An 18915-nucleotide genomic window follows, 5' to 3' on the forward strand; every position below is an offset into this window, starting at 1 on the left:
CCATGATCGCGTCACTCGCCGGTCGGGTGCACGTGCGCGCGTCCGGGCGTGTCGACGGGCCCGCCGTGGTGCTCAGCTCGGCGTTGGGCGGCGCGTGGTTCGACTGGGACGCGGTGGTCGCGTTGCTGCCGGACGCGCGCGTGCTCGTGTTCGACCGGCCGGGCACCGGGTGGTCCGACCCGGCGTTGGCGCCCGCGACGCTGGCCCGCGAGGTGGCCGTGCTGGACGCGGTGCTGGCCGGTGAGCCGTCGGTGGTGCTGGTGGGGCACTCGATGGCCTCGCTGCACGTGGAGGCGTGGGCGCGGTTGCGGCCGGGTCGGGTGCGCGGGCTGGTGCTGGTGGACCCCGATCCGGAGGCGCCGGGCGCGGGACGCCCGTCCGACGTGTCGGCGGCGGTGGCGCGGTGGGTGCTGCGGACCGGGTTGGACCCGCTCGTGGCCGCCCAGGCGCCGCGGCTGCGCCGGTGGGCGATGCTCGGGTCGACCCTCGGGCGGCGCGACCCGGCCTCGCCGGCGGCGGTGCGGTCGGTGTACGGGCGGCCGTCGGTGACGCGGGCCGTGCTGGACGAGCTGGCGTCCTACCCGGCGCAGGTGGCCGCGGTGGAGCGGCTGCGGGCGTTCCGCCCGCTGCCGCCGGCGCCGTTCACCGTGCTCACGGCCGGTCGACGGGAGTTCGCGGCGCACGTGGCGCTGGCCGCGATGGCCCCGACCGGGCGCACCGTGCTGGTGCCGGGCAGCCGCCACATGGTGCCGGTCGACCGGCCCGACGCGGTGGCGTTGGCGGTGCTCACGGCGTTGCGCGGCGGGTGAGCGGGGCGGGCGCACGGTACTCGTGATCGGCGTGGCGCGCGATGTGGTGGGCGGAGCGTGTGAAGCGTCTCGCACTACGCGCATTTACCCCGGTGTCGGTGTCAGGCTGGTCGGGTAACCGTGCAACAAGATCCCGGGGACCAGCGATGAAGCCGGCCCCGAGGGAGGACGGTCGACGATGACCTCGTCAGAGGTAACCGCGCCCTACGGCAACGGGGCGGGCAGCGCCCCCACCGGCAAGAAGGTGCGCATCCACCACCTGCGGGAGCTGAAGGAGCGCGGCGAGCCGTGGCCCATGCTCACCGCCTACGACATGTACACCGCGGAGCTGTTCGACGAGGCGGGCATCCCGGTGCTGCTGGTCGGCGACTCCGCGTCCAACAACGTCTACGGCTACGACACGTCGCTGCCGGTGACCGTGGACGAGCTGATCCCGCTGGTCCGGGGCGTGACCCGGTCGGTGAAGCGGTCGCTGGTCGTGGCAGACCTGCCGTTCGGCTCCTACCAGGTGTCGGTCGAGCAGGCCGTGGCGACGGCCGTGCGGTTCATGAAGGAAGGCCGCGCGCACGCGGTGAAGCTCGAAGGCGGGAAGCACTTCGCACCGCACATCGAGGCCATCGTGCGGGCGGGCATCCCGGTCATGGCGCACATCGGGTTCACCCCGCAGAGCGAGCACCAGCTCGGCGGCTACCGCGTGCAGGGCCGCAGCGACGCGTTCGACTCGGTGGTCGAGGACGCCCACGCCGTCGAGGCCGCGGGCGCGTTCGCGGTGGTGCTGGAGATGGTGACCAGCGAGGTCGCCAAGCAGATCACGCACGACCTGCTCATCCCGACCGTCGGCATCGGCGCGGGACCGGACACCGACGCGCAGGTCCTCGTCTGGCAGGACATGATGGGCCTGCGCCGCGGGCGCGCCCCCCGGTTCGTGAAGCGGTACGCCGACGTGGCGGGCGTGATGAAGTCGGCGGCGGAGCAGTTCGCGGCCGAGGTGAAGGGCCACCAGTTCCCCGGCCCGGAGCACACGTTCCACTGAGGTCCTGATCGAGGTCGCCGCACCGGCTCGGGCCGGTGCGGCGACCTCGTTCGTGCCGGGCCCGAATTCCCGGTGATTCCTTTCGGAGCGGAATAGCGCGACACCGAGCGCTATTCGCTTTCGAGTGCTTCCGCCCGGTTATCCCACTATTGCGGGTCGACCGCGCCCCGGGTATGCCACCATCGCGACCGAAGGCGTGATTTCGGGTCGACCCGGGACGGTTGATGGTCTCCAACGGCGAGTGGTCGCGCGCCCGCGTGGCGGCTCAGAGCCCGTGCCGCCGCACCATCGGCGCGACCAGCTCGGCGCGCGTGCGCCACACCGGCCGCCGCGAGGTGAGGATCGTGGCGAACAGCAGCGCGCTGCCCAGGACCGCGGAGACGACCACCATCGCGACGTCCTCCTCGCCGCCGCCCAGCGTCGCGCCGCCGAAGGCGACGACCACCGCGGCCACGCCGAGCGCCGCCGTGCGCGCCGGGTCCGACCAGCGGAAATCCCGGCCCGTCAACACTTGTTCGCGGAGTTCGTACGACCGGCGGGCCAGGTCGGGGTCGACCGGCTCCAGCTCCGACAGCCGCTCGGCCACCTTCGCGCACTGCACGAACTGGGCCGCGCTGGTGATCTCCAGGTCCCCGTCGCGGGTGACCGAACGGCACGTGTCCGCGACCGCGAGCAGCCGGGCCGCGAGCAGGTCGACGGCGTCCGGCTCGTGTTCGGCCTCGGCCACCTCGGTCCACCGGTGGGCGACCGCCAAGTCGATCCGGTTCTCCACGTCGACCTCCGATCCTCGGTTCGGGAGAAGGTTTCCATGAGCGATTCGCTCGGCGCGAAGATAGCCGAGAACCGCGACGCGGAACGGCCGCCGCACGGGACGTCCCCGGAACGGACGAGACGGCCGGTCGCGCCCGGGTCCCTCGGTTTCGCCGCGACGGCCGCGGGTCTTTTCCTGGTGGTGAGCCTCGGGCTCGGCCTGGGGATGATCCACGTGCCGCGGTGGTTCGAGGACCCGCCTCCCGCCGCGCCCACCGCCGAGGCGGGTCCGTACGACGTGACGCCGACCGGCACGACGTCGTCGTGGACGACCACCGGCCGGCCGACGACGACGCGGAGCACGTCGAGCGGCACGCCGGTCGGGTACTTCCGGTACACCGGCCCCGAAGGCCTCACCACCGTGCTCCCGGACTCGTACGCGGTGGTCGACGGCAGCGGCGCGGGCGTCGTCACCGCGCGCAACCAGCTCGACCCCGACGTCGAGGTGCGGTTCGGCGGGGCTCCGCCGGAGGGCTACGACGGCCTCTACGACACCATCGCCGCCGCGGCCGAGAGCAACGCCGGGCTGAAGGACTACCGGCAGCACGCGCTGGAGCGCGCCTGGCACGGCGGGCTCGACGCGGTGGACTGGGAGTTCCAGTACCAGACCGAAGAGGGCCAGACCCGGCGGGTCCGCGCGCACTACTGGCGCACGGGCGGCATCGAGTACGTCCTGCTGGCCACGGCCCCGACGGGCCGCTGGTCGGAGGCGCGGCAGCTGCTCGACACGATGATCGACCACAGCGACACTCCCTGAGGAGCGACACCGAAGATGGTCCTGGCCGACACGCGGTCCGTCCGGCACGCGGCAGCCGACGGTGACAGGGGCGCCGACCGCGACGAGGGCACGCGGCACCTGTGCGCCGCCGCCCACCTCAGCCGCGACTTCGCCGACGCGGCCCTCCGGGAGCTGCTGGTCGAGCCGACCCGACCGGCCGCGCCCGCGCCCGGGGTGGACACCTCGGCCGTGCTCACCGAGGCACTCGCGGCCCGGCTGCGCACGGACGTCGTCGACGTGCTGGTGCTCGTGCTGCTGGGCCTGACGGTGTACTTCTCGGTGTCGCTCGCGGTGGTGTGGATCACCGTCGCGGTGCTGCTGAGCCTGCCGAAGATCATCCGGGTGTGGCTCGCGGCACGGGCCAGGCGGGGCGACCCCCGGCCGGTCCGGCCCGTGCGCACGGGCATCACCGTCCTCACCCTCGTGCTGGCCATCGGACCGGTGGTCACGACGATCGGCGGTGACCCCGAAGGCACCGTGGAGGACGCGTTCGAGGACCTGGTCGGCCTCTCGCTGCTGGCGGCGGCGCTGGTCGTGCTGCTGGCCAACCGGCTGGTCGTCGCGCACCACGTGACGGCGCGCTTCGGTCCGCTGCGCGGCTCCGTGCCGCCTCCCGTGGACCGCGCCCTGCTGCGCCTGGCGCCCGCGCTCGCCCGGCGCATCGCGGAACGCCACGGCACGGCCACCCGCGTCGCGCCCGGCACGTCCGAAGAGGACGGTCTCGTGCCGCTCGTGGTGCACCGCGGCTACCAGCCGTTCGTCGGGGCGGGCGACATCCACGAGCCGTGGACCGTCGCCGTGCCGCTCGAACGCCGATCCGGTGTGCCGCGCACCGACGTCACCCTCGGCACCTCGACGCTCCTGGACGGCATCACGGCCAAGGTCACCGACCTGCGGGCCGCGTCGCTGCTCGCGCCGAGCGGCCGGCTCGGCGCGCTCAAGGTGGACGACTACGTCGTGGTCGCCGCGCAGGGCCTGGTGGACCACCTGCCCGACCGGGTCTCGGCGCACTACCTGCGCCGGCCCGGCGAGCCGCCCTACACGCACGTGTCCCGGGCGCACGCGCACGAGCTGCGCGACGACCCGTTGGAGTGGTCGCGCTTCTACCGCCGGTTCTCGGTGGAGACCTGGGACCGCGACCTCGTGCTGTCCGTGTTCGTGCACGTGGCGATGGACGAGTCCACGCTGTACCTGGAGTGGACGCCGTGCGTGCTGCGGCCCATCAGCGCCGAGCTCAAGTCCGTGGACGCCGAGCCGGCGTCGGCGTGGGTGCCGGTGGGCCGGGCCCTCAAGGACCTGGTGCTGCTGCCCGCGAGCGCGTTGTCCCGGATCGTGCGGCTCGCCGCGCACCCGCGCCCCAGCGCCCAGGCCGGCGCACGGGTGGACGCCGACAAGTACGGCTCCCTGATGACGCTGCGGGAGATGGCGGCCGACGTCGAGCTGCACAGCTACTTCCAGCAGGCCGACGTCGAGCGCTACACGCACCTGCTGCGCACGCGCGTCACGCTGGCCGTGGCGGAGATCCTGCGTGACGCGGGCTACCACACGGCGTCGTTCGACCAGCAGGCCCAGTCGATCGTCAACAACACCGTCAACACGGTCACCGTCACCGAGGGCGGCACGCTGACCGGGCACGTGCTGCAGGCCGGGTCGCTGAGCGGGGACATCGACATCACCGGCTGACGGTGATCCGCTCCGGGGCGTTCCTGGGGCACAGTGGGCGCATGTACCCCGAGATCGAACCGTACGACCAGGGCCTGCTCGACGTCGGTGACGGCAACCGCGTCTACTGGGAGGTGTGCGGGAACCCCTACGGCAAGCCCGTGGTGTTCCTGCACGGCGGGCCCGGCGGCGGGTCCGCGCCCGTGCACCGCAGGCTGTTCGACCCGGCCGTGTACCGGATCGTGCTGATCGACCAGCGCGGCTGCGGGCGGTCCCTGCCGCACGCGTCCGAGCACGGCACGGACCTGTCGGGCAACACCACCTGGCACCTGGTGTCCGACCTGGAGAAGGTGCGCGAGCACCTGGGCGTCGACCGGTGGCAGGTGTTCGGCGGGTCGTGGGGGTCGACGTTGGCGCTGGCGTACGCCCAGACGCACCCGCAGCGGGTGACCGAGCTGGTGCTGCGGGGCGTCTTCACGTTGCGGCGCAAGGAACTCGACTGGTACTACGGCGGCGGCGCGGGGTTCCTGTTCCCGGAGCTGTGGGAGCAGGTCGTGTCGCGCGTGCCCGAGGGCGCGGACGTGATCGAGACCTACGGGCGGCTGCTGGCCGACCCGGACCCGGCCGTGCGCGAACCGGCGGCGGTGGCGTGGAGCGTGTGGGAGGGGTCGACGGTCACGCTGCTGCCCCGGCCGGAGCTGGTGGAGGTGTTCGCGCAGCCCCGGTACGCGTTGGCGTTCGCGCGGATCGAGAACCACTACTTCCGGCACGGCGGGTGGTTGGCGGAGGGGCAGCTGCTGCGGGACGCGGGCAAGCTCGCGGGCATCCCGGGCGTGATCGTGCAGGGCCGCTACGACCTCGCCACCCCCGCCGTGACGGCCTGGGACCTGCACCGGGCGTGGCCGGGGTCGGAGCTGGTGGTGGTGCCGGACGCCGGGCACGCGTTCGACGAGCCGGGCATCCTGCGCGCGCTGCTGGCGGCCACCGACCGGTTCAAGGCGGCGTGATCCCGGGCCGGCCGCCGGGCGACGCCGTCAGCGCCCGAGCGCGGTTCCCAGGGCTTCGCGCGCGTCCACCAGCGACGGCCCGTACCAGGTCAGGTGGCGGCCCGAGACGTGCACGGGACGCAGGCCGGGGAAGAACTGCGGGCCGTCGTCCGGGGTGAAGAGGTACGGCTCGTCGGGCAGCACGACGAGGTCGGCGTCCTGCAGCTCGGACAGCTCGGGGCGGGGGTAGCGCTCGGGGTGCTCGGCGAAGGCGTTGACCACGCCCAGGCGCAGCAGCACGTCGCCGGCGAACGTGTCGCGGCCGAGCACCACCCACGGCTTGCGCCACACCGGCACCACGGCCCGCGCCCACGGCGGCGTCACCTCGCGCCACCGCCGTTCGGCCTCGACCAGCCAGTCCGGCTCCACGTCCCACGCCGTGCCGAGCAGGCGGCGCAGCGAGCCCAGCGCGGCGGGGACGGTGGCGGGCGCGGCCGTGACCCACACCGGGATGCCGTCGGCGCGCAGCCGTTCGACGTCCTCCGGGCGGTTCTCCTCGCTGTTGGCCACCACCAGGTCCGGCCGCAACGCCAGCACCCGGTCCACCCGCGGGTACTTCGAGCCGCCCACCCGGGTGACGTCGAGGTCCGGCGGGTGGGTGCAGTAGTCCGTGGCCCCGACGAGGACGGCCGGGTCGACGGCCCCGGTGAGCAGGGCTTCGGTGATCGACGGCACCAGGCTGACCACGCGCGTCGGCGGGCCGGGCAGCGGGACCGGCTCGCCGAGGTCGTCGACCGGCAGCATCAGATGTCGGTGATCTTCAGGCCGGCGTGCGCCTTGTAGCGCCGGTTGATCGCGATGAGGTTCGCGGTGAACGCCTCCACCTGGTGGGCGTTGCGCAGCCGGCCGCCGTAGACGCCGCGGAAGCCGGGGATCGTCTCGGCCAGCGCGCGCACGAGGTCGGTGGCCTCGCGGTCGTCGCCCAGGACCAGCACGTCGTTGTCGACGGTCTCGATGCCCAGGTCGGCGAGGTTGACCGCGGAGACGTGGTGGAACGCGGCCGTGACGCGGGAGTCCGGCAGGAGCGCGGCGGCCTGCTGCGCGGCGCTGCCCTCGGGCACGGGCAGCGCGAACGGGCCCTGCTTGTCGAAGCCGAGCGGGTTCACGCAGTCGATGACGACCTTGCCGCGCAGCGGTTCGCGCAGCGACGCCACGGTGTCCGCGTGCCCGTCCCACGGCACGGCGATCAGCACCACGTCCGCCCGCGTGGCGCAGCCCTCGTTGTCCGCGCCTTCGACGTGCCCGCCGCCCGCCTGCTCGCGGATCTCCGCGGCCGCGGCCTCGGCGCGCCCGGCGTCGCGCGATCCGATGACGACCGCCAAGCCCGCCTTGGCCCACCGCAGCGCCAAGCCCTTGCCCTGCGCTCCGGTGCCGCCCAGCACCCCGACGGTGAGCTCCCGAATATCAGTCACCCGGCCATCACATCACAGGAGTTCCGGGCGGGCCGCCCGATCGCGTGCGTGATCACAGCCGGTCCAGCCGGAGGGCGAGGCCGTCCAGCAACGAGCGCAGGCCCAGCTCGAACAGGTGGTCCAGGTCCAGGTCGTAGCCGTCCCGGGACAGGGTGGTGAACATCCGGGCGAAGGTCGGGTAGCGGCCGGAGCCCATGATCGCCTCCATCGCGGGTTCCTGGCTGTCCATCCACTCGTCCTCGGACAACCCGGACGCGCCCAGCGCCTGCTGCTCGCGTTCCAGGTGGATCGCGACGCCGTGCACGTAGCTGAAGAGCATCACGTGCAGGTCGCACTGGGTGGCGGCGTCGAGGCCGAAGCCGTCCAGCGCGGCCAGCGCCCACTCCGCGTGCACGGCCAGGTTCGGCAGCGGCAGCGGCCGGGTGATCGGGGTGAGCTGCGCCAGCCACGGGTGCCGCCGGTAGAGCGACCACAGGGTGCGCGCGCACAGCTCCAGCCGGGCCCGCCAGCCCGCCGGCGGCCGGTCCGGGTAGCCCCGCTCGCCGAACGCGGCGTCGGACATCAGCACGACCAGCTCGTCCTTGCCCGCCACGTGCCGGTACGGCGACATCGGCGCCACCCCGAGCCGGGCCGCGACACCCCGCATGGACAGCACGCCGAGCCCTTCGGCGTCCGCGATCGCCATCGCCGCCCGCACGACCCGTTCCCGGGTCAGCTCCGGCTGCCGGGCGTGCGCCGGGCGGTGCTTGCCGGTCGAGGGCCGGCGGGTGTCGGCGACCACCGTGCCGGAACGCGGTTCGGCGCGCACCAGCCCGTCCCTGGCCAGGGTGTCGAGCGCCTTAGCGGCGGTGGCCGCGGCGACGCCCCACTCGGCGGCGATCCGGCGGGTGGAGGGCACTTTCGCGCCCGGCGGCCACTCGCCCTGCTCGATGCGGCGCCGGAGGTCGGCGACGATGCCCAGGTACCGCGGTCCGGTCGACACGTCCGCCCCTGTCTGTGCTGGTACAGATCCGCAACTGTACTAGGTCAGTTTTAGCTGTCTTCTGCTCGTACATGCACTGTGTTCACCGTAAACGTACAGCGTCTACTTCAAGCGGAGGAACACCATGCGCAACGTCCTGGTCTCGGGTGCGGGCGTCGCCGGCACGGCCCTGGCCCACTGGCTGCGGCACCACGGCTTCTCGGTGACGGTGCTGGAACGCGCGCCCGGCCCCCGCCAGGGCGGCCAGGCCGTCGACGTGCGCGGTGTCGCGCTCGACGTGGTGGACCGGATGGGGCTCGGCGAGCGGGTGCGGGCCGTGCGGACCCGGATGCGCGGGATGTCCGTGTTGGACGGTGAGGGCAACGAGCTGTTCCGGTCCGAGGAGTACGCGCTCAGCAGCGGCCGGCTGGACGGCGAGGACGTCGAGCTGCTGCGGGAGGACCTGGTCGCGCTGCTGCACGAGACGACCGCGGACCGGGTCGAGCACGTCTACGGCGACTCGGTCACCGCGCTGCGGGAGGAGGAGCACGGCGTGCGGGTCGAGCTGGAGCACGGCGGCTTCCGCACCTTCGACCTGGTGATCGGCGCGGACGGCGCGCACTCCGCGGTGCGGCGGCTCGCCTTCGGGCCGGAGGAGCGGTTCGGCCGGCACCTGGGCCAGTACCTGGCGATCTTCCCCACCGCCAACTTCCTCGACCTCGACCGGTGGCAGCTGTGGTTCCAGGACCAGGCGGCGGGCACGGGCGGCGCGATCTACCCCGTGCGCGACAACGGCGAGCTGCGGGTGACGCTCGGCTTCGCCTCCGAGCCGCTGGCCTACGACCACCGGGACGTGGCCTGGCAGAAGCGGGTCGTGGCCGAGCGGCTGGCCGGCCTGGGCTGGCAGACCCCGGCGCTGCTGGCCGCCATGGCGGAGGCGGAGCACTTCTACTTCGACGCGATGGCCCAGATCCGCATGGACCGCTGGAGCACCGGCCGGGTGGCGCTGGTCGGCGACGCCGGCTACTGCGCCTCGCCGCTGTCGGGGCAGGGCACCAGCCTCGCGCTGGTCGGCGCGTACGTGCTCGCCGAGGAACTGGGCCGGGCGGGCGTGGACCACCCGACCGCGTTCGCGGCCTACGAGCGGCGGATGCGCCCGTTCGTCGAGCTGAACCAGGCCCTGGCCACCGAGAACCCGGCCGGCCCGCCCGCCGAGGAGTCGGTGGACCGGGCCAAGCACGCGATCTCCCTGGACGAGCCGGCCCTCTGACGGCTCACACGGCCGACGAGCAGTCGTGGAGCCGGGAGAACAACGCCTGTGCGGCCTCGGTCTCGTCGGGCGCCTCGGTGAAGAAGGCTTCGTGCGGGTAGGCGTAGAACACGACGGACGAGCCGTCCGGCAGGTGGAAGAGGGTGAGCGGGCGCTCGACCCCCGACACCGCCGTGCACGGCCCGGGTCGCAACGTCGGCCGGGATGGCGGGCGTGCCCGACGACCCCGAGCGCATCGGCCGGTACGAGGCGGTCATGGCCGAGATGCACGCCACCGCCTCGACCTCTGCCGAGTCGGTGGCGTTGATGGACACGGTGGCGGCGCAACCCTGATCACGGAGGAGACGACGTGCTCGGTGCGTGGCGCAAGAGCAGCCGGTCGAACTCGTCAGGTGGAGCCTGCGTGGAACTGGCGTGCGGCAACGAGGTGCGCGCGGTCGCGACTCGAAGAACCCCGGCACCGGCGTGCTGGTGGTCGGCGGCCGGTCGGCGGAGGCGTTCCTGGCGGCGGTGAAGAGCGGGCGGCTCGACGGGTAGCGGTCACAGGCGTTCGAAGACGACCTTGCGGCGTTCGGGGTCGGCCTCGACCAGGCGCACCGCGATCCGCTCGCCTTCCGGCAGGTCCTCGCCCGTGCAGCGGCCCATCACCGGCGGTTGGGGGACGAAGACGTCCGCGCCGTTCCCCTCCGCCCGCAGCACCACCGCCTCGAACCGCTGACCGACCCGGTCGGCGAGCACCCACGCCTCGACCTGGTCCAGGCAGGCCCGGTCGACCTTGCCCGCGACCGCGTCCGAACCGCCCATCAGGCCCGGCAGCAGCGGCAACGCCCTGCTCAGCCACTCGGGCACGTCCCGACCCGCCGTCACGGCCAGGCACACCTCGGTGGCGAAGCGGTCGACCAGCCGGCGCAGCGGCGCGGTCACGTGCGCGTACGGCGAGGCCAACCCCGCGTGCGTGGAGACGGCGGGCACCTCGCCGTCGAACGCCGTGTAGCCCGCGCCGCGCAGCAGCCGGGTCGCGTCCACGAACAGCGCCAACGCCTCCGGCCTGCTCGGGTCCAGGCCCGCGAGCAGCCGGGACGGGGTCGTGCCGGCCGGCCACGGCACGCCGAGCGCGTGCGCCGACCGCCGCAGCGCGTCCACCGCGCCGTCGTCCGCGTCGGGCAGCGTGCGCAGCACCCCGACCTTCGCGCCGATCATGATCTTCGCCGCGGCCATGCCGGTGAGCAGGGAGATCTCCGCGTTCCAGGCGTCGACGTCGGCGCGCGGCCGGACCGCGAGCTTCCAGTCGCCGTCGCCGTTCGGCACGATCTCCTGCTCCGGCAGCTGCAGCTCGACCGCGCCGCGCTCGGCCGCGCGTTCCCGCCGCAACCGGCCGAAGTCGGGCAGCGCCTCGATCGACGGGTGGGGCGTGCCGGCGTCGAACTGCGCCTGCACGGTCTCGTAGTCGAACTGCGCGGTCGAGCGCACCACCGCCCGGCGCACCCGCACCTCGACCGGCTCGCCGTCCGGGCCGCACTCGAACGTCCACAGCACCGAGGGCCGCGTCTGGTCCGGCAGCAGGCTCGCCGCGCCCTCCGACAGCACCGGCGGGTGCAGCGGCACGTTGCCGTCGGGCAGGTACAGCGTCTGGCCGCGCTTGCGCACCTCCGCGTCCAGCGCGCCGTCGGGCACCACGAACGCGCCGAGGTCGGCGATCGCGTAGTGCACCCGGAACCCGGAGCCGACCCGCTGCACCAGCAGCGCCTGGTCCAGGTCCTTCGCGCCGGGCGGGTCGATGGTCACGAACGGCAGGTCGGTCGCGTCCTCGCGGTCGGCCGCGCCGACGTCGCGCGCCACCGCGGCCTGCGCCTCGGCCAGCGCGTCGGCCGGGAACTGCTCGGGCAGGCCGAACTCGGTCCGGATGCCGCCGAAGTCCAGGTCCGCTCGGCCGGTGCGGATCACCATGGGGTGCACCCTAGGCCGGCCTCAGCGCTTGCCCCAGTCCTTATCGGCCTTGTCCTCGGCTTTCGTGCGCTCCCGAGCCAGCTCCAGCGCGCGCTGCGCCGTCGCCTCGTCCGGGTACGGGCCCATGCGGTCACCGCCCCGGCAGCCCACACCGTGCTCGACCGTCTGGTGGGTCAGGCAGTAGTACCAAGCGTTCGGGTCAGAAGCCATGCCACCAGGTTTCCACGCGCCGGAGCGCATGTCATGTTCACCAGCGGGGCGGTTGGGGCGCCTGCACGGGCACCGGGCCCGATTGCGGGAACGTCGGCTGCGGCACGGCCGGCGGCTGGGGGAAGCCGCGCGGCGGCGTGTTCTGGTTGGCGTTGGCGTACTCGCCCGGGATCGGGTCGAGCACCGACACCAGCACCGTCTTGTGCTCCGGGTCGGGGATCAGCGCGCCGGCGCGGTCCCGGTAGACCAGCTCGCCGTCCGCGTCGATCTCCACGATCGCGCCGACCTCGGCCAGCTGCTCCTCGTCCAGGTCGACCAACCGCTCCATCCGCGACGGCACCACCCGGTACACCGGCCAGTTCAGGTGCGCGTAGGCGCGGTGGAAGTCGGCGAGCAGGTGCGCCATCTGCTGCTGCCACGGCAGGGGCATGGCCTCGACCAGCGACCGCGGCAGCACCGCGTACGACTGGTCGGTGCCCGGCGGCCGGCTGTTCAGGTAGTCCCGCGTCGGCGTGCTCGACGCGGGCGGCCCGGCGTGGCGCTGGATGGGTTCGTGGTTGAACACCGTCGTGCCTCCCTACACGCCCGGCCGGACGGCCAGCGGCATCAACTCGTGGTAGTCCCAGTTCACCTTGCTGATCTTCACCACGTCACCGGTCTGCGGCGCGTGGATGTACTCGTCGTTGCCCAGGTACATCGCCACGTGGTGGACGGTGACCGGGTTGGCCGGGTTGGTGGCCCAGAAGATCAGGTCACCGGCCTTGGCCTCGCGCACGGGCAGGTACGCGCCGCCGGACATGTACTGGTCGTTCGCCACCCGGGGGATCTTCACGCCCGCCGCGCCGAACGCCTTGACCAGGATGCCGGAGCAGTCCCAGGCGTCGGGGCCGTTGCCGCCCCACAGGTACGGCTCCCCCAGCTGCTGCTTCGTGAACTCGATCGCGGTGCCCGCCGCGTTCGACGCGAGCAGGTACTGACCGGCGCTCTCGCCGCACCCGGCCGGGTCGCTGACGTCGCCTTCCTTGCTGATCAGGAAGGCGGCCATGGCCTCCCAGTTGTGGTACCGGTCGGGGAACGCCGACCGCTCCACGTCCTGGGCCGAGTCGCCGGGCCGCTGCTCCTCCCAGTCCGGCAGCTTCAGCAGCACGTCGTAGAACTTGTTGATCGCGTACTCGGGGTCGGTGACCTGCTGGGGCGTGCCCCAGCCCATCGACGGGCGCATCTGGAAGATGCCCAGCGAGTCCCGGTCGCCGTAGTCCAGGCTGCGCAGCCCCGACTCGGTCATGCCCGCCTGGATCGCGACCTGCCAGGCCAGCGGCGGCAGCTCGCGCTTGCGGCCGATGGAGATGATGTTGGCGACGGTGGTGCGCTGCTCGTCGGTGAGCCGGTCCGCCTCCCGGCGGCCCTTCTCCTCGCCGCCGCCGCCCCAGGGGCCGATCGCGGCGTTGCAGCTCGCCATCCGGATCTTGGCGGCTTCCTCCGACGGGGTGTGCTCGTCCAGCACGGTGGACACGCCGTTGGTCACGGCGACGGCGACGACCGCCACCACCGCGGCGACCACGAGCCCGATCTTGAGCATGTCACCCCACCTTCGTCCAGTCGGTCACGACCCAACCCTCGGGCAGCTTCGCCACCGTGACGATCAGCTTGCCTTCCTCGAGCTTCGCCTCGAACTCCGCCGAATCGGTGAACGACTTGATGGTCCGGACCGTCTTGTCGAGCACCACCGGCACGTTCGCCGGCTCGACCGACTGCAACCGGGGGAACACCTCGTCCGCCGTCCACCGGTCCAGGCCGTCCAGCCACTGCTCCTTGGTCGTCTTGCCGGGCTCGAAGCGGCTGAAGGCGTCCACCCACGCGGTCGCGACGGCCGCCGCGTTCGAGTTCACCGGGGCCGAGCTCGGCGCGGCGGTGGGGCTCTGCGCCTTGGTCGGCAGCGCGGTGGACGTGGCGGTGGGCAGCACACCGACCTGGTTGCCGCCGCTGCTGCCCGTCGTGACGGTGGACGTGGTGCCCGCCGTGCCGCCGCGCGGCGGCGGCTTGATCGCGTTCGGGATGACCACGCTGATCGTGGTGACCACGACGAACACGCCGACGATCGAGGTGATCAGGTGGCGCGGCGAGCGCAGGGGCCAGCCCCACAGGCGTCGGTACACGGCCGTGCGGCCGCGATTGGTTCGGATCGGCATCAGCTGTCCCTGACCTCAAGCCCGCGTGACGGCCGGTAGATCACGTGGACCTGCCGTCCCGCCACGACCTCCGTCTCGGCGCGGCGCGGCCCCGGCACGCCGGTCGGCGCGTCCGGCACCCGACCGGACCCGCTGACCCGGGACGGCACGAGCACCGCGTCGTCCACCCGGTCGTAGTTCCGGTCGGCGATGGGCACCGCGTCGACCACCCTGGACCGCCCGGACGGCAACGCCGCCGGACCGGCGTACCCGCCCGCGGGCAACGCCGCCGCGCCGTTCCCGCCGGCGCCCACGCCCAGCTCGCCCACGCTGTTCCCGGCCCGGTCCAACCGCTGCGCGGTGGCCGCCACCGGGTTGGCCGCCTCGGGCCGCACCCGCCGCCGGTCCCGCTGCGGCACCTCGGGCCCGTCCGGGTCCGCGTCGCGCACGGTGTCCCAGAACTCCTCCTGCGGCGAGGGCCCTTCCTTCTTCTTCCGCAACCGCGACAGCACCCCGCCGCGCATGGGCAGCGCGTTGCTGGCCGAGCCGACCGACATCTCCACCATCTGCCACATGCGGCGCAGCGGTTTGCCGACCATGAAGCAGACCAGGGTCAGCATCAGGCCCAGCAGCGCCTTGGTCAGCAGCGTCAACCCGGTGGCGTTGAAGATCGCCTGGAGCAGCAGCGCGTGCGTGCCCGCGAGGACCGCCAGCACCAGCACGTTGAACACGGTCACGGCCGCCGCGCGGGCGACCTTGCGCAGCAGGTCGTGGTGGATCAGCGCGACCAGGCCGATGAGCGGGCCGGCCAGCGTGAGCACCCGCAGCAGCAGCTGGGCCAGCAGCACCGCGGCCTTCGCGAACAGCTGGAACAACGAGAACGCGACGGCCTGCAGCAGCGACAGGAACCCGGCGCCGGTGCGGCCGCCGTCCTCGCCGCTGAAGTAGCCCTTCGTCGGGCCGAGCTGCGCGTAGATGTTCTTGTACTCGGCCTTCTTCGCGTCGAGCGCGGCCTGGTCGCCGTCCTTGTGGTCGGCGAGCTCCTGCACCGTCCACGACTGGGCGGCCAGCAGCTTCGGGCCGAACTCGGTGGCCTGCGGCGCCTCGGGCGCGCCGAACTCGCCGCGCAGCCAGCTCTGGTAGACCACGGTGGTGTGCAGGTCCGTCGGCAGCTTGTCGAGGGTGTCCTGGCCCGCGTCCACGTCGATGAACCCGGCTTGGATCTCCGAGGTCTTGGTGACCAGGGTGCTGTCGAGCAGGTTGTAGAACTGCGGCAGCGCCAGCGTCGAGGTCGCCAGCCACATCGCGGCCAGCGCCCACAGCCCCCGCTTGCTGATCGAGGCCAGGTCGCCCTGCCAGATCTGGCGGAACATCAACACCGCCAGGATCAGCGCGACCAGGCCGAACCAGCGCAGGTAGACGTTGTCGTAGACCTTCTGCACGCCCGTCTTCACCGCCTCGTCCAGCGGTTGCAGCAGGCCTTGGCCGACGACCGTGTAGTGCAGGGCGTTCGTCGCGCCGACGATGTTCTTGCCGATGTTGAACAGCTCGTTGCCCATCCAGGTGTCCAGCACCGGGGTGGCGTTGGGCACCAGGCACTTCTCCTGGTAGGTGTGCCAGACCATGCCCGCGTACCCGTGGTTCAGGTAGGGCGTGTCCGGCAGGCCGTTGCCGATCGGCGGGTCGATCGCGCCGACCATGCCCGAGCCGGGCCGCTCCGGGTTCGGCGCCTCGCCGCACGGCGCGGCACTGGCCGGCGTGGCGCCGATGACCACCTGGAGGCCGACGATCGCGACCACCACGGCCATCGCGCGCCAGCGGGCGCGCGCCGGCCGGCCGTGCGCCTCGGTGTGCTCTTGGGCGTGTGCGAACCGCCGTCGCGCGTAGAGCGCGACGGCGACCAGCGCCACCAGCAGAAGGGTGCTCATGCGGGTACCCCGCGTGCCCGCGACCCGCGCGCGATCCCGCTCATGCGCCGCCTTCCCGGCCCGGTCGGCGGTTTCCTCCCTCGCCGTGCGCCGAGTCGACCAGCTCAGCCGAGTCGCCCAACCCGTCGGCCAGGCCGACCTCCAGGTCGGCCGCCAGCTCGTCGTCGTACTCGTCGGTGTACTGCTCGGCGTAGGCGAACGGGTCCTGCGGCGGGGAGGAGACCTCCACCTCGGTCGAGTCCGCGCCCTCGCGCATGGCGTCCGGGGTGGTGTCGAGGGAGTTGCGCAGGTGCTCCAGGTGCGGCCCGGAGAAGTCGATGCGGATGCGCTCCACACCGCCCGCGCCGTCGCCGAAGATGAACTGGCGCGGCGCGCGGTCGCGTTCGAGGTTGGTGCGGACACCGCCCGGACGGCGACCCAGCGACGCCACCACCTGCTCGTAGCCCGCGCCGATCGGCACCTTGAGCAGGCGCAGCGCGTCGGCCTGGGCCTGGTCGTCGTCCAACCGGCCGACGAACACCGAGTCGAGCAGCGTGACGAAGCCCTGGATCTTCAGGAAGTCCGCCGGGATCTGCGACGACAGCAGCACGCGGACGTTCCACTTGCGGGAGTCGCGGGCGAACCGGTTCATCAGCACGCGACCCGTCGGCACCTCGGACAGGAAGAACGCCTCGTCGATCCAGACGCCCTTGCGCAGGTCCTTCGGCCGCTCGTAGATCGACCGCTGGGTCAGCCACGCGGCGAGGTTCAGCATCTCCACGCCGAGCGCTTCCGCGTCCGTCCAGTGCTCGCGGCCGACGCCGTCCTTCGGCAGGTTCAGGCCCGCCATGGTCAGCACGGTCAGCCGGTCGTCGCGCGCCTCGTTGTACGGGTCGAGGTCCTGCTCCGGGATGAGCAGCGACATGCGCTCCCGCATCTCGTCGAGGAAGTCGGCGACGACGACGGCGTGCTCGTGGTGCTCGCTCGCGTCGCGCCGCAACGCCTCGAACACCATGCCGGGGTGCGCGTCGGGCCGGCCGCCGACCGTGCGGACCGCGCGCAGCAGCACGATCCGGGTCTGCGGCAACCGGGACACCTCGTACGGCAGCAGACCGGACAGCACGTCCAGCACCAGCCGTCGGCGGGTGGCCGCGGCCAGCGCGCGTTCCCGCCGCCACGCCCGTTCCGGGTCTTCCTCGTCCATGAAGTGGTCGAGCTGCGGCTCGGCCACCACCCGGTACGGGTTGAGGATGCCCGCCTGCGCGTTGAGCAGGTTGATCGGCCGGGCGTACGGCTTCAGCTCGGGCAGCTCGCACAGCGCCGCCAGCGGCCCGGACGGGTCGAGCAGCGTCCAGTGCGCCCCGGCGCGCAACGTCTTGTAGACGATGCCGCCGCCGAGGAACGACTTGCCCGCGCCGAGGCCCGCGACCATCGCGGTCAGGCCGGACGAGTCGCGCAGCTCCTGCGCCATCCACGGGTCCCACGCCACCGGGCGGCGGGTCGCGGTCACCGTCTCGCCCAGCAGGATGCCGCGCCGGTCACCCACCTCGGCCGTGGCGGTGGGCACGGCCGACGCCGCCCACAGCACCGAGCCGCGCCGCAGGTACGCCGACGACGACAGCGGCTCGCCCGGGATGAACTCCCGCGCGATCGCGTACTGCGCCTCGGGGTGCTCGATGGCCACCTTCGGCTTGTAGAGGTCCAGCAGGCCCTGCGCCAGCCGCAGCGCCTCGCGCTCGGTCGGCCCGGACACCGCGAGCCGCCACCAGCTGCGCACCCGCGTGCCCAGCGCGGTGAAGCCCGACGTCATCTCGTCGTCGATCTCCAGCACCCGGGACGCCTGGCGGGCCAGCGACTGCGGCGGGTCCAGCTCGTGCTCGTCGGTGTAGTGGCGCACCTGCGAGCGCACCTTGCTCATCTGCCGCTGCAACTCGCCGGAGACTTCTTCGGGACGCCGAACGTAGATCCGCGCCGACCACTCCACGGCGGCGGGCAGCCGGTCCGAGCGCTGCACCCACGGGTCGTCCTGCTCGGGGATCTGCAAGCCGTGCATCAAGCCGACGGTGAGCACCGCGACGTGCCGCTTGATGCCCGCGTTCGACCCCGTGCGACCGCGCACGGTGACCGTCGGCGAGTAGGGCTCCTGGTGGAAGTCCGCCGCGTCGGTGAACGACGCCAGGTCCTCCGGCTCCCACGGCGCGCCGGGCACGGCGGGCAGGTTGCGGGGCGCGGGCAGGCCCAGCGAGCACGACCGGTGCATCAGCCAGGCCATCTCCTCGGCCGTGGCCGGGCGGCCCTCCAGACCGGCGGAGCCGATCACCTGGTCGAGGTGGTCGATCTCGGACTCGATCGCGACCAGCTCGGCGTCCACCGCGTCCGGGAAGACCTTGCGCAGCACGGGCGCGGCGCGCTCGACCGCGCGGTCCATCATGTTGCGGGTCTGCACCTGGACGCCGAGGTAGACCTCCTTCTCGGCCATCGACCGGCCCATCAGCTGCTGCTGCTCGCCGACCATGTAGTCGTCGAAGCTCAGCGTGCCGGGGGTGTCCGGGAGCCGGCGCACCGCGTTGTGCACGTGCGCCTCGGCCCACATCCGGATCGGGTACGGCCGGTTCGTCACGCGCAGGTGCATCCAGCGGCCCTGCAGCTCGGCGTACTGGCCCGCGATCGCCGCGATCAGGTCCTGGCGCTGCGAGTCCGACCGGAACGACCAGCGCTGCGGCGCGAGCCGGTACCAGGCGTAGACCTCCTGGCCGGTGCGCAGCAGGTGGCCGTCGATGCTGCGGGCCGAGATCGAGGGCGTGTAGCTCGGCACGGACTGCTCGCCCGGCAGGCGGCGTCCGCGCTTGCTGTAGACCTTGCGGTCGTCGCGCGCCGCAGCCGCGTGCTGGGCCACGTGCGC

Annotated in this window: 19 protein-coding genes and 1 pseudogene; 8 read left to right on the forward strand and 12 right to left on the reverse strand. The window is 73.1% G+C overall.

Going from position 1 to position 18915, the window contains the following annotated elements; genetic code table 11:
• Positions 1-2: 2 nt before the first annotated feature.
• Complete coding sequence (locus EDD40_RS18035; protein ID WP_123743950.1) at positions 3-809, forward strand: alpha/beta fold hydrolase; 807 nt, start codon at positions 3-5, stop codon at positions 807-809.
• Positions 810-987: 178 nt separating this feature from the next.
• Complete coding sequence (gene panB, locus EDD40_RS18040) at positions 988-1842, forward strand: 3-methyl-2-oxobutanoate hydroxymethyltransferase (protein WP_123743951.1); 855 nt, start codon at positions 988-990, stop codon at positions 1840-1842.
• Between the two features lie 265 nt (positions 1843-2107).
• Here panB and EDD40_RS18045 read toward each other — a convergent pair whose 3' ends face one another.
• Positions 2108-2614: a hypothetical protein gene (locus tag EDD40_RS18045; RefSeq protein WP_123743952.1), complete on the reverse strand. Its 507-nt coding sequence runs from the start codon at positions 2612-2614 to the stop codon at positions 2108-2110.
• Positions 2615-2650: 36 nt separating this feature from the next.
• Between EDD40_RS18045 and EDD40_RS18050 the strand changes: the two genes are divergently transcribed.
• Genes EDD40_RS18050 through pip form a run of 3 tightly spaced genes read left to right on the forward strand, consistent with a single transcriptional unit; the run spans position 2651 to position 6099 of the window.
• Positions 2651-3409: a hypothetical protein gene (locus EDD40_RS18050; RefSeq protein ID WP_123743953.1), complete on the forward strand. Its 759-nt coding sequence runs from the start codon at positions 2651-2653 to the stop codon at positions 3407-3409.
• Positions 3410-3424: 15 nt separating this feature from the next.
• Positions 3425-5113, forward strand: coding sequence for a hypothetical protein (locus EDD40_RS18055; RefSeq protein ID WP_123743954.1), 1689 nt, complete (start codon positions 3425-3427; stop codon positions 5111-5113).
• Positions 5114-5154: 41 nt separating this feature from the next.
• A complete protein-coding gene (gene pip / locus EDD40_RS18060) occupies positions 5155-6099 on the forward strand; it encodes a prolyl aminopeptidase (protein WP_123748108.1) in 945 nt (314 codons plus the stop codon).
• A 27-nt stretch (positions 6100-6126) separates the two neighbouring features.
• Here pip and EDD40_RS18065 read toward each other — a convergent pair whose 3' ends face one another.
• The 3 genes from EDD40_RS18065 to EDD40_RS18075 are packed head-to-tail and all read right to left on the reverse strand — an operon-like array spanning position 6127 to position 8532.
• Complete coding sequence (locus EDD40_RS18065; protein WP_123743955.1) at positions 6127-6882, reverse strand: helical backbone metal receptor; 756 nt, start codon at positions 6880-6882, stop codon at positions 6127-6129.
• The gene (npdG, locus tag EDD40_RS18070; RefSeq protein WP_123743956.1) at positions 6882-7550 is read right to left on the reverse strand and encodes an NADPH-dependent F420 reductase; all 669 of its coding nucleotides are present in this window, start codon (positions 7548-7550) and stop codon (positions 6882-6884) included. Before npdG ends, EDD40_RS18065 begins: the two co-directional genes overlap by 1 nt.
• 52 nt (positions 7551-7602) lie before the next feature.
• A complete protein-coding gene (locus EDD40_RS18075) occupies positions 7603-8532 on the reverse strand; it encodes a TetR/AcrR family transcriptional regulator C-terminal domain-containing protein (RefSeq protein WP_123743957.1) in 930 nt (309 codons plus the stop codon).
• A gap of 124 nt (positions 8533-8656) precedes the next feature.
• On the opposite strand from EDD40_RS18075, the gene EDD40_RS18080 reads away from it, so the two are divergent.
• Positions 8657-9781 (forward strand): FAD-dependent monooxygenase, encoded by a 1125-nt coding sequence (locus EDD40_RS18080; protein ID WP_123743958.1) that lies wholly within the window; start codon positions 8657-8659, stop codon positions 9779-9781.
• A gap of 4 nt (positions 9782-9785) precedes the next feature.
• Here EDD40_RS18080 and EDD40_RS41780 read toward each other — a convergent pair whose 3' ends face one another.
• On the reverse strand, positions 9786-9950 hold the full coding sequence (locus EDD40_RS41780; RefSeq protein ID WP_170185126.1) for a hypothetical protein: 165 nt from the start codon (positions 9948-9950) through the stop codon (positions 9786-9788).
• 35 nt (positions 9951-9985) lie between these two features.
• Here EDD40_RS41780 and EDD40_RS44415 point away from each other — a divergent pair, with 35 nt between their 5' ends.
• Together EDD40_RS44415 and EDD40_RS18085 are read left to right on the forward strand one after the other, a co-directional pair.
• The gene (locus EDD40_RS44415; RefSeq protein WP_281277795.1) at positions 9986-10114 is read left to right on the forward strand and encodes a hypothetical protein; all 129 of its coding nucleotides are present in this window, start codon (positions 9986-9988) and stop codon (positions 10112-10114) included.
• Between the two features lie 70 nt (positions 10115-10184).
• Positions 10185-10318 (forward strand): annotated as a pseudogene (locus EDD40_RS18085) (DUF397 domain-containing protein).
• Between the two features lie 3 nt (positions 10319-10321).
• On the opposite strand, the gene EDD40_RS18090 reads toward EDD40_RS18085, so the two are convergent.
• From EDD40_RS18090 to EDD40_RS18120, 7 genes are read right to left on the reverse strand one after another with little or no spacing between them, the layout of a single operon-like run.
• Positions 10322-11728 (reverse strand): RNB domain-containing ribonuclease, encoded by a 1407-nt coding sequence (locus EDD40_RS18090; RefSeq protein WP_123748109.1) that lies wholly within the window; start codon positions 11726-11728, stop codon positions 10322-10324.
• 21 nt (positions 11729-11749) lie between these two features.
• Complete coding sequence (locus EDD40_RS18095; protein ID WP_157621353.1) at positions 11750-11938, reverse strand: hypothetical protein; 189 nt, start codon at positions 11936-11938, stop codon at positions 11750-11752.
• Positions 11939-11975: 37 nt separating this feature from the next.
• Positions 11976-12503: a hypothetical protein gene (locus tag EDD40_RS18100; protein ID WP_123743960.1), complete on the reverse strand. Its 528-nt coding sequence runs from the start codon at positions 12501-12503 to the stop codon at positions 11976-11978.
• Positions 12504-12515: 12 nt separating this feature from the next.
• Positions 12516-13517 (reverse strand): C40 family peptidase, encoded by a 1002-nt coding sequence (locus tag EDD40_RS18105; protein WP_123743961.1) that lies wholly within the window; start codon positions 13515-13517, stop codon positions 12516-12518.
• Position 13518: 1 nt separating this feature from the next.
• Positions 13519-14127, reverse strand: coding sequence for a hypothetical protein (locus EDD40_RS18110; protein ID WP_123743962.1), 609 nt, complete (start codon positions 14125-14127; stop codon positions 13519-13521).
• The gene (locus tag EDD40_RS18115; RefSeq protein WP_123743963.1) at positions 14127-16034 is read right to left on the reverse strand and encodes a hypothetical protein; all 1908 of its coding nucleotides are present in this window, start codon (positions 16032-16034) and stop codon (positions 14127-14129) included. The genes EDD40_RS18110 and EDD40_RS18115 overlap by 1 nt, the downstream gene beginning before the upstream one ends.
• A gap of 40 nt (positions 16035-16074) precedes the next feature.
• Positions 16075-18909 (reverse strand): ATP-binding protein, encoded by a 2835-nt coding sequence (locus EDD40_RS18120; RefSeq protein ID WP_246037720.1) that lies wholly within the window; start codon positions 18907-18909, stop codon positions 16075-16077.
• Positions 18910-18915 lie beyond the last annotated feature (6 nt).

Source organism: Saccharothrix texasensis, from assembly GCF_003752005.1.
GTDB lineage: Bacteria > Actinomycetota > Actinomycetes > Mycobacteriales > Pseudonocardiaceae > Actinosynnema > Actinosynnema texasense.

Coding starts and splice junctions, on each gene's coding strand:
- EDD40_RS18035 (WP_123743950.1), top strand. CDS start 3: ATGATCGCGTCACTCGCCGGTCGGGTGCACGTGCGCGCGTCCGGGCGT.
- EDD40_RS44415 (WP_281277795.1), top strand. CDS start 9,986: ATGGCGGGCGTGCCCGACGACCCCGAGCGCATCGGCCGGTACGAGGCG.
- EDD40_RS18065 (WP_123743955.1), bottom strand. CDS start 6,882: ATGCTGCCGGTCGACGACCTCGGCGAGCCGGTCCCGCTGCCCGGCCCG.
- pip (WP_123748108.1), top strand. CDS start 5,155: ATGTACCCCGAGATCGAACCGTACGACCAGGGCCTGCTCGACGTCGGT.
- EDD40_RS18055 (WP_123743954.1), top strand. CDS start 3,425: ATGGTCCTGGCCGACACGCGGTCCGTCCGGCACGCGGCAGCCGACGGT.
- EDD40_RS18080 (WP_123743958.1), top strand. CDS start 8,657: ATGCGCAACGTCCTGGTCTCGGGTGCGGGCGTCGCCGGCACGGCCCTG.
- panB (WP_123743951.1), top strand. CDS start 988: ATGACCTCGTCAGAGGTAACCGCGCCCTACGGCAACGGGGCGGGCAGC.
- EDD40_RS18110 (WP_123743962.1), bottom strand. CDS start 14,127: ATGCCGATCCGAACCAATCGCGGCCGCACGGCCGTGTACCGACGCCTG.
- EDD40_RS18095 (WP_157621353.1), bottom strand. CDS start 11,938: ATGGCTTCTGACCCGAACGCTTGGTACTACTGCCTGACCCACCAGACG.
- EDD40_RS18050 (WP_123743953.1), top strand. CDS start 2,651: ATGAGCGATTCGCTCGGCGCGAAGATAGCCGAGAACCGCGACGCGGAA.
- EDD40_RS18115 (WP_123743963.1), bottom strand. CDS start 16,034: ATGAGCACCCTTCTGCTGGTGGCGCTGGTCGCCGTCGCGCTCTACGCG.
- EDD40_RS18105 (WP_123743961.1), bottom strand. CDS start 13,517: ATGCTCAAGATCGGGCTCGTGGTCGCCGCGGTGGTGGCGGTCGTCGCC.
- EDD40_RS18090 (WP_123748109.1), bottom strand. CDS start 11,728: ATGGTGATCCGCACCGGCCGAGCGGACCTGGACTTCGGCGGCATCCGG.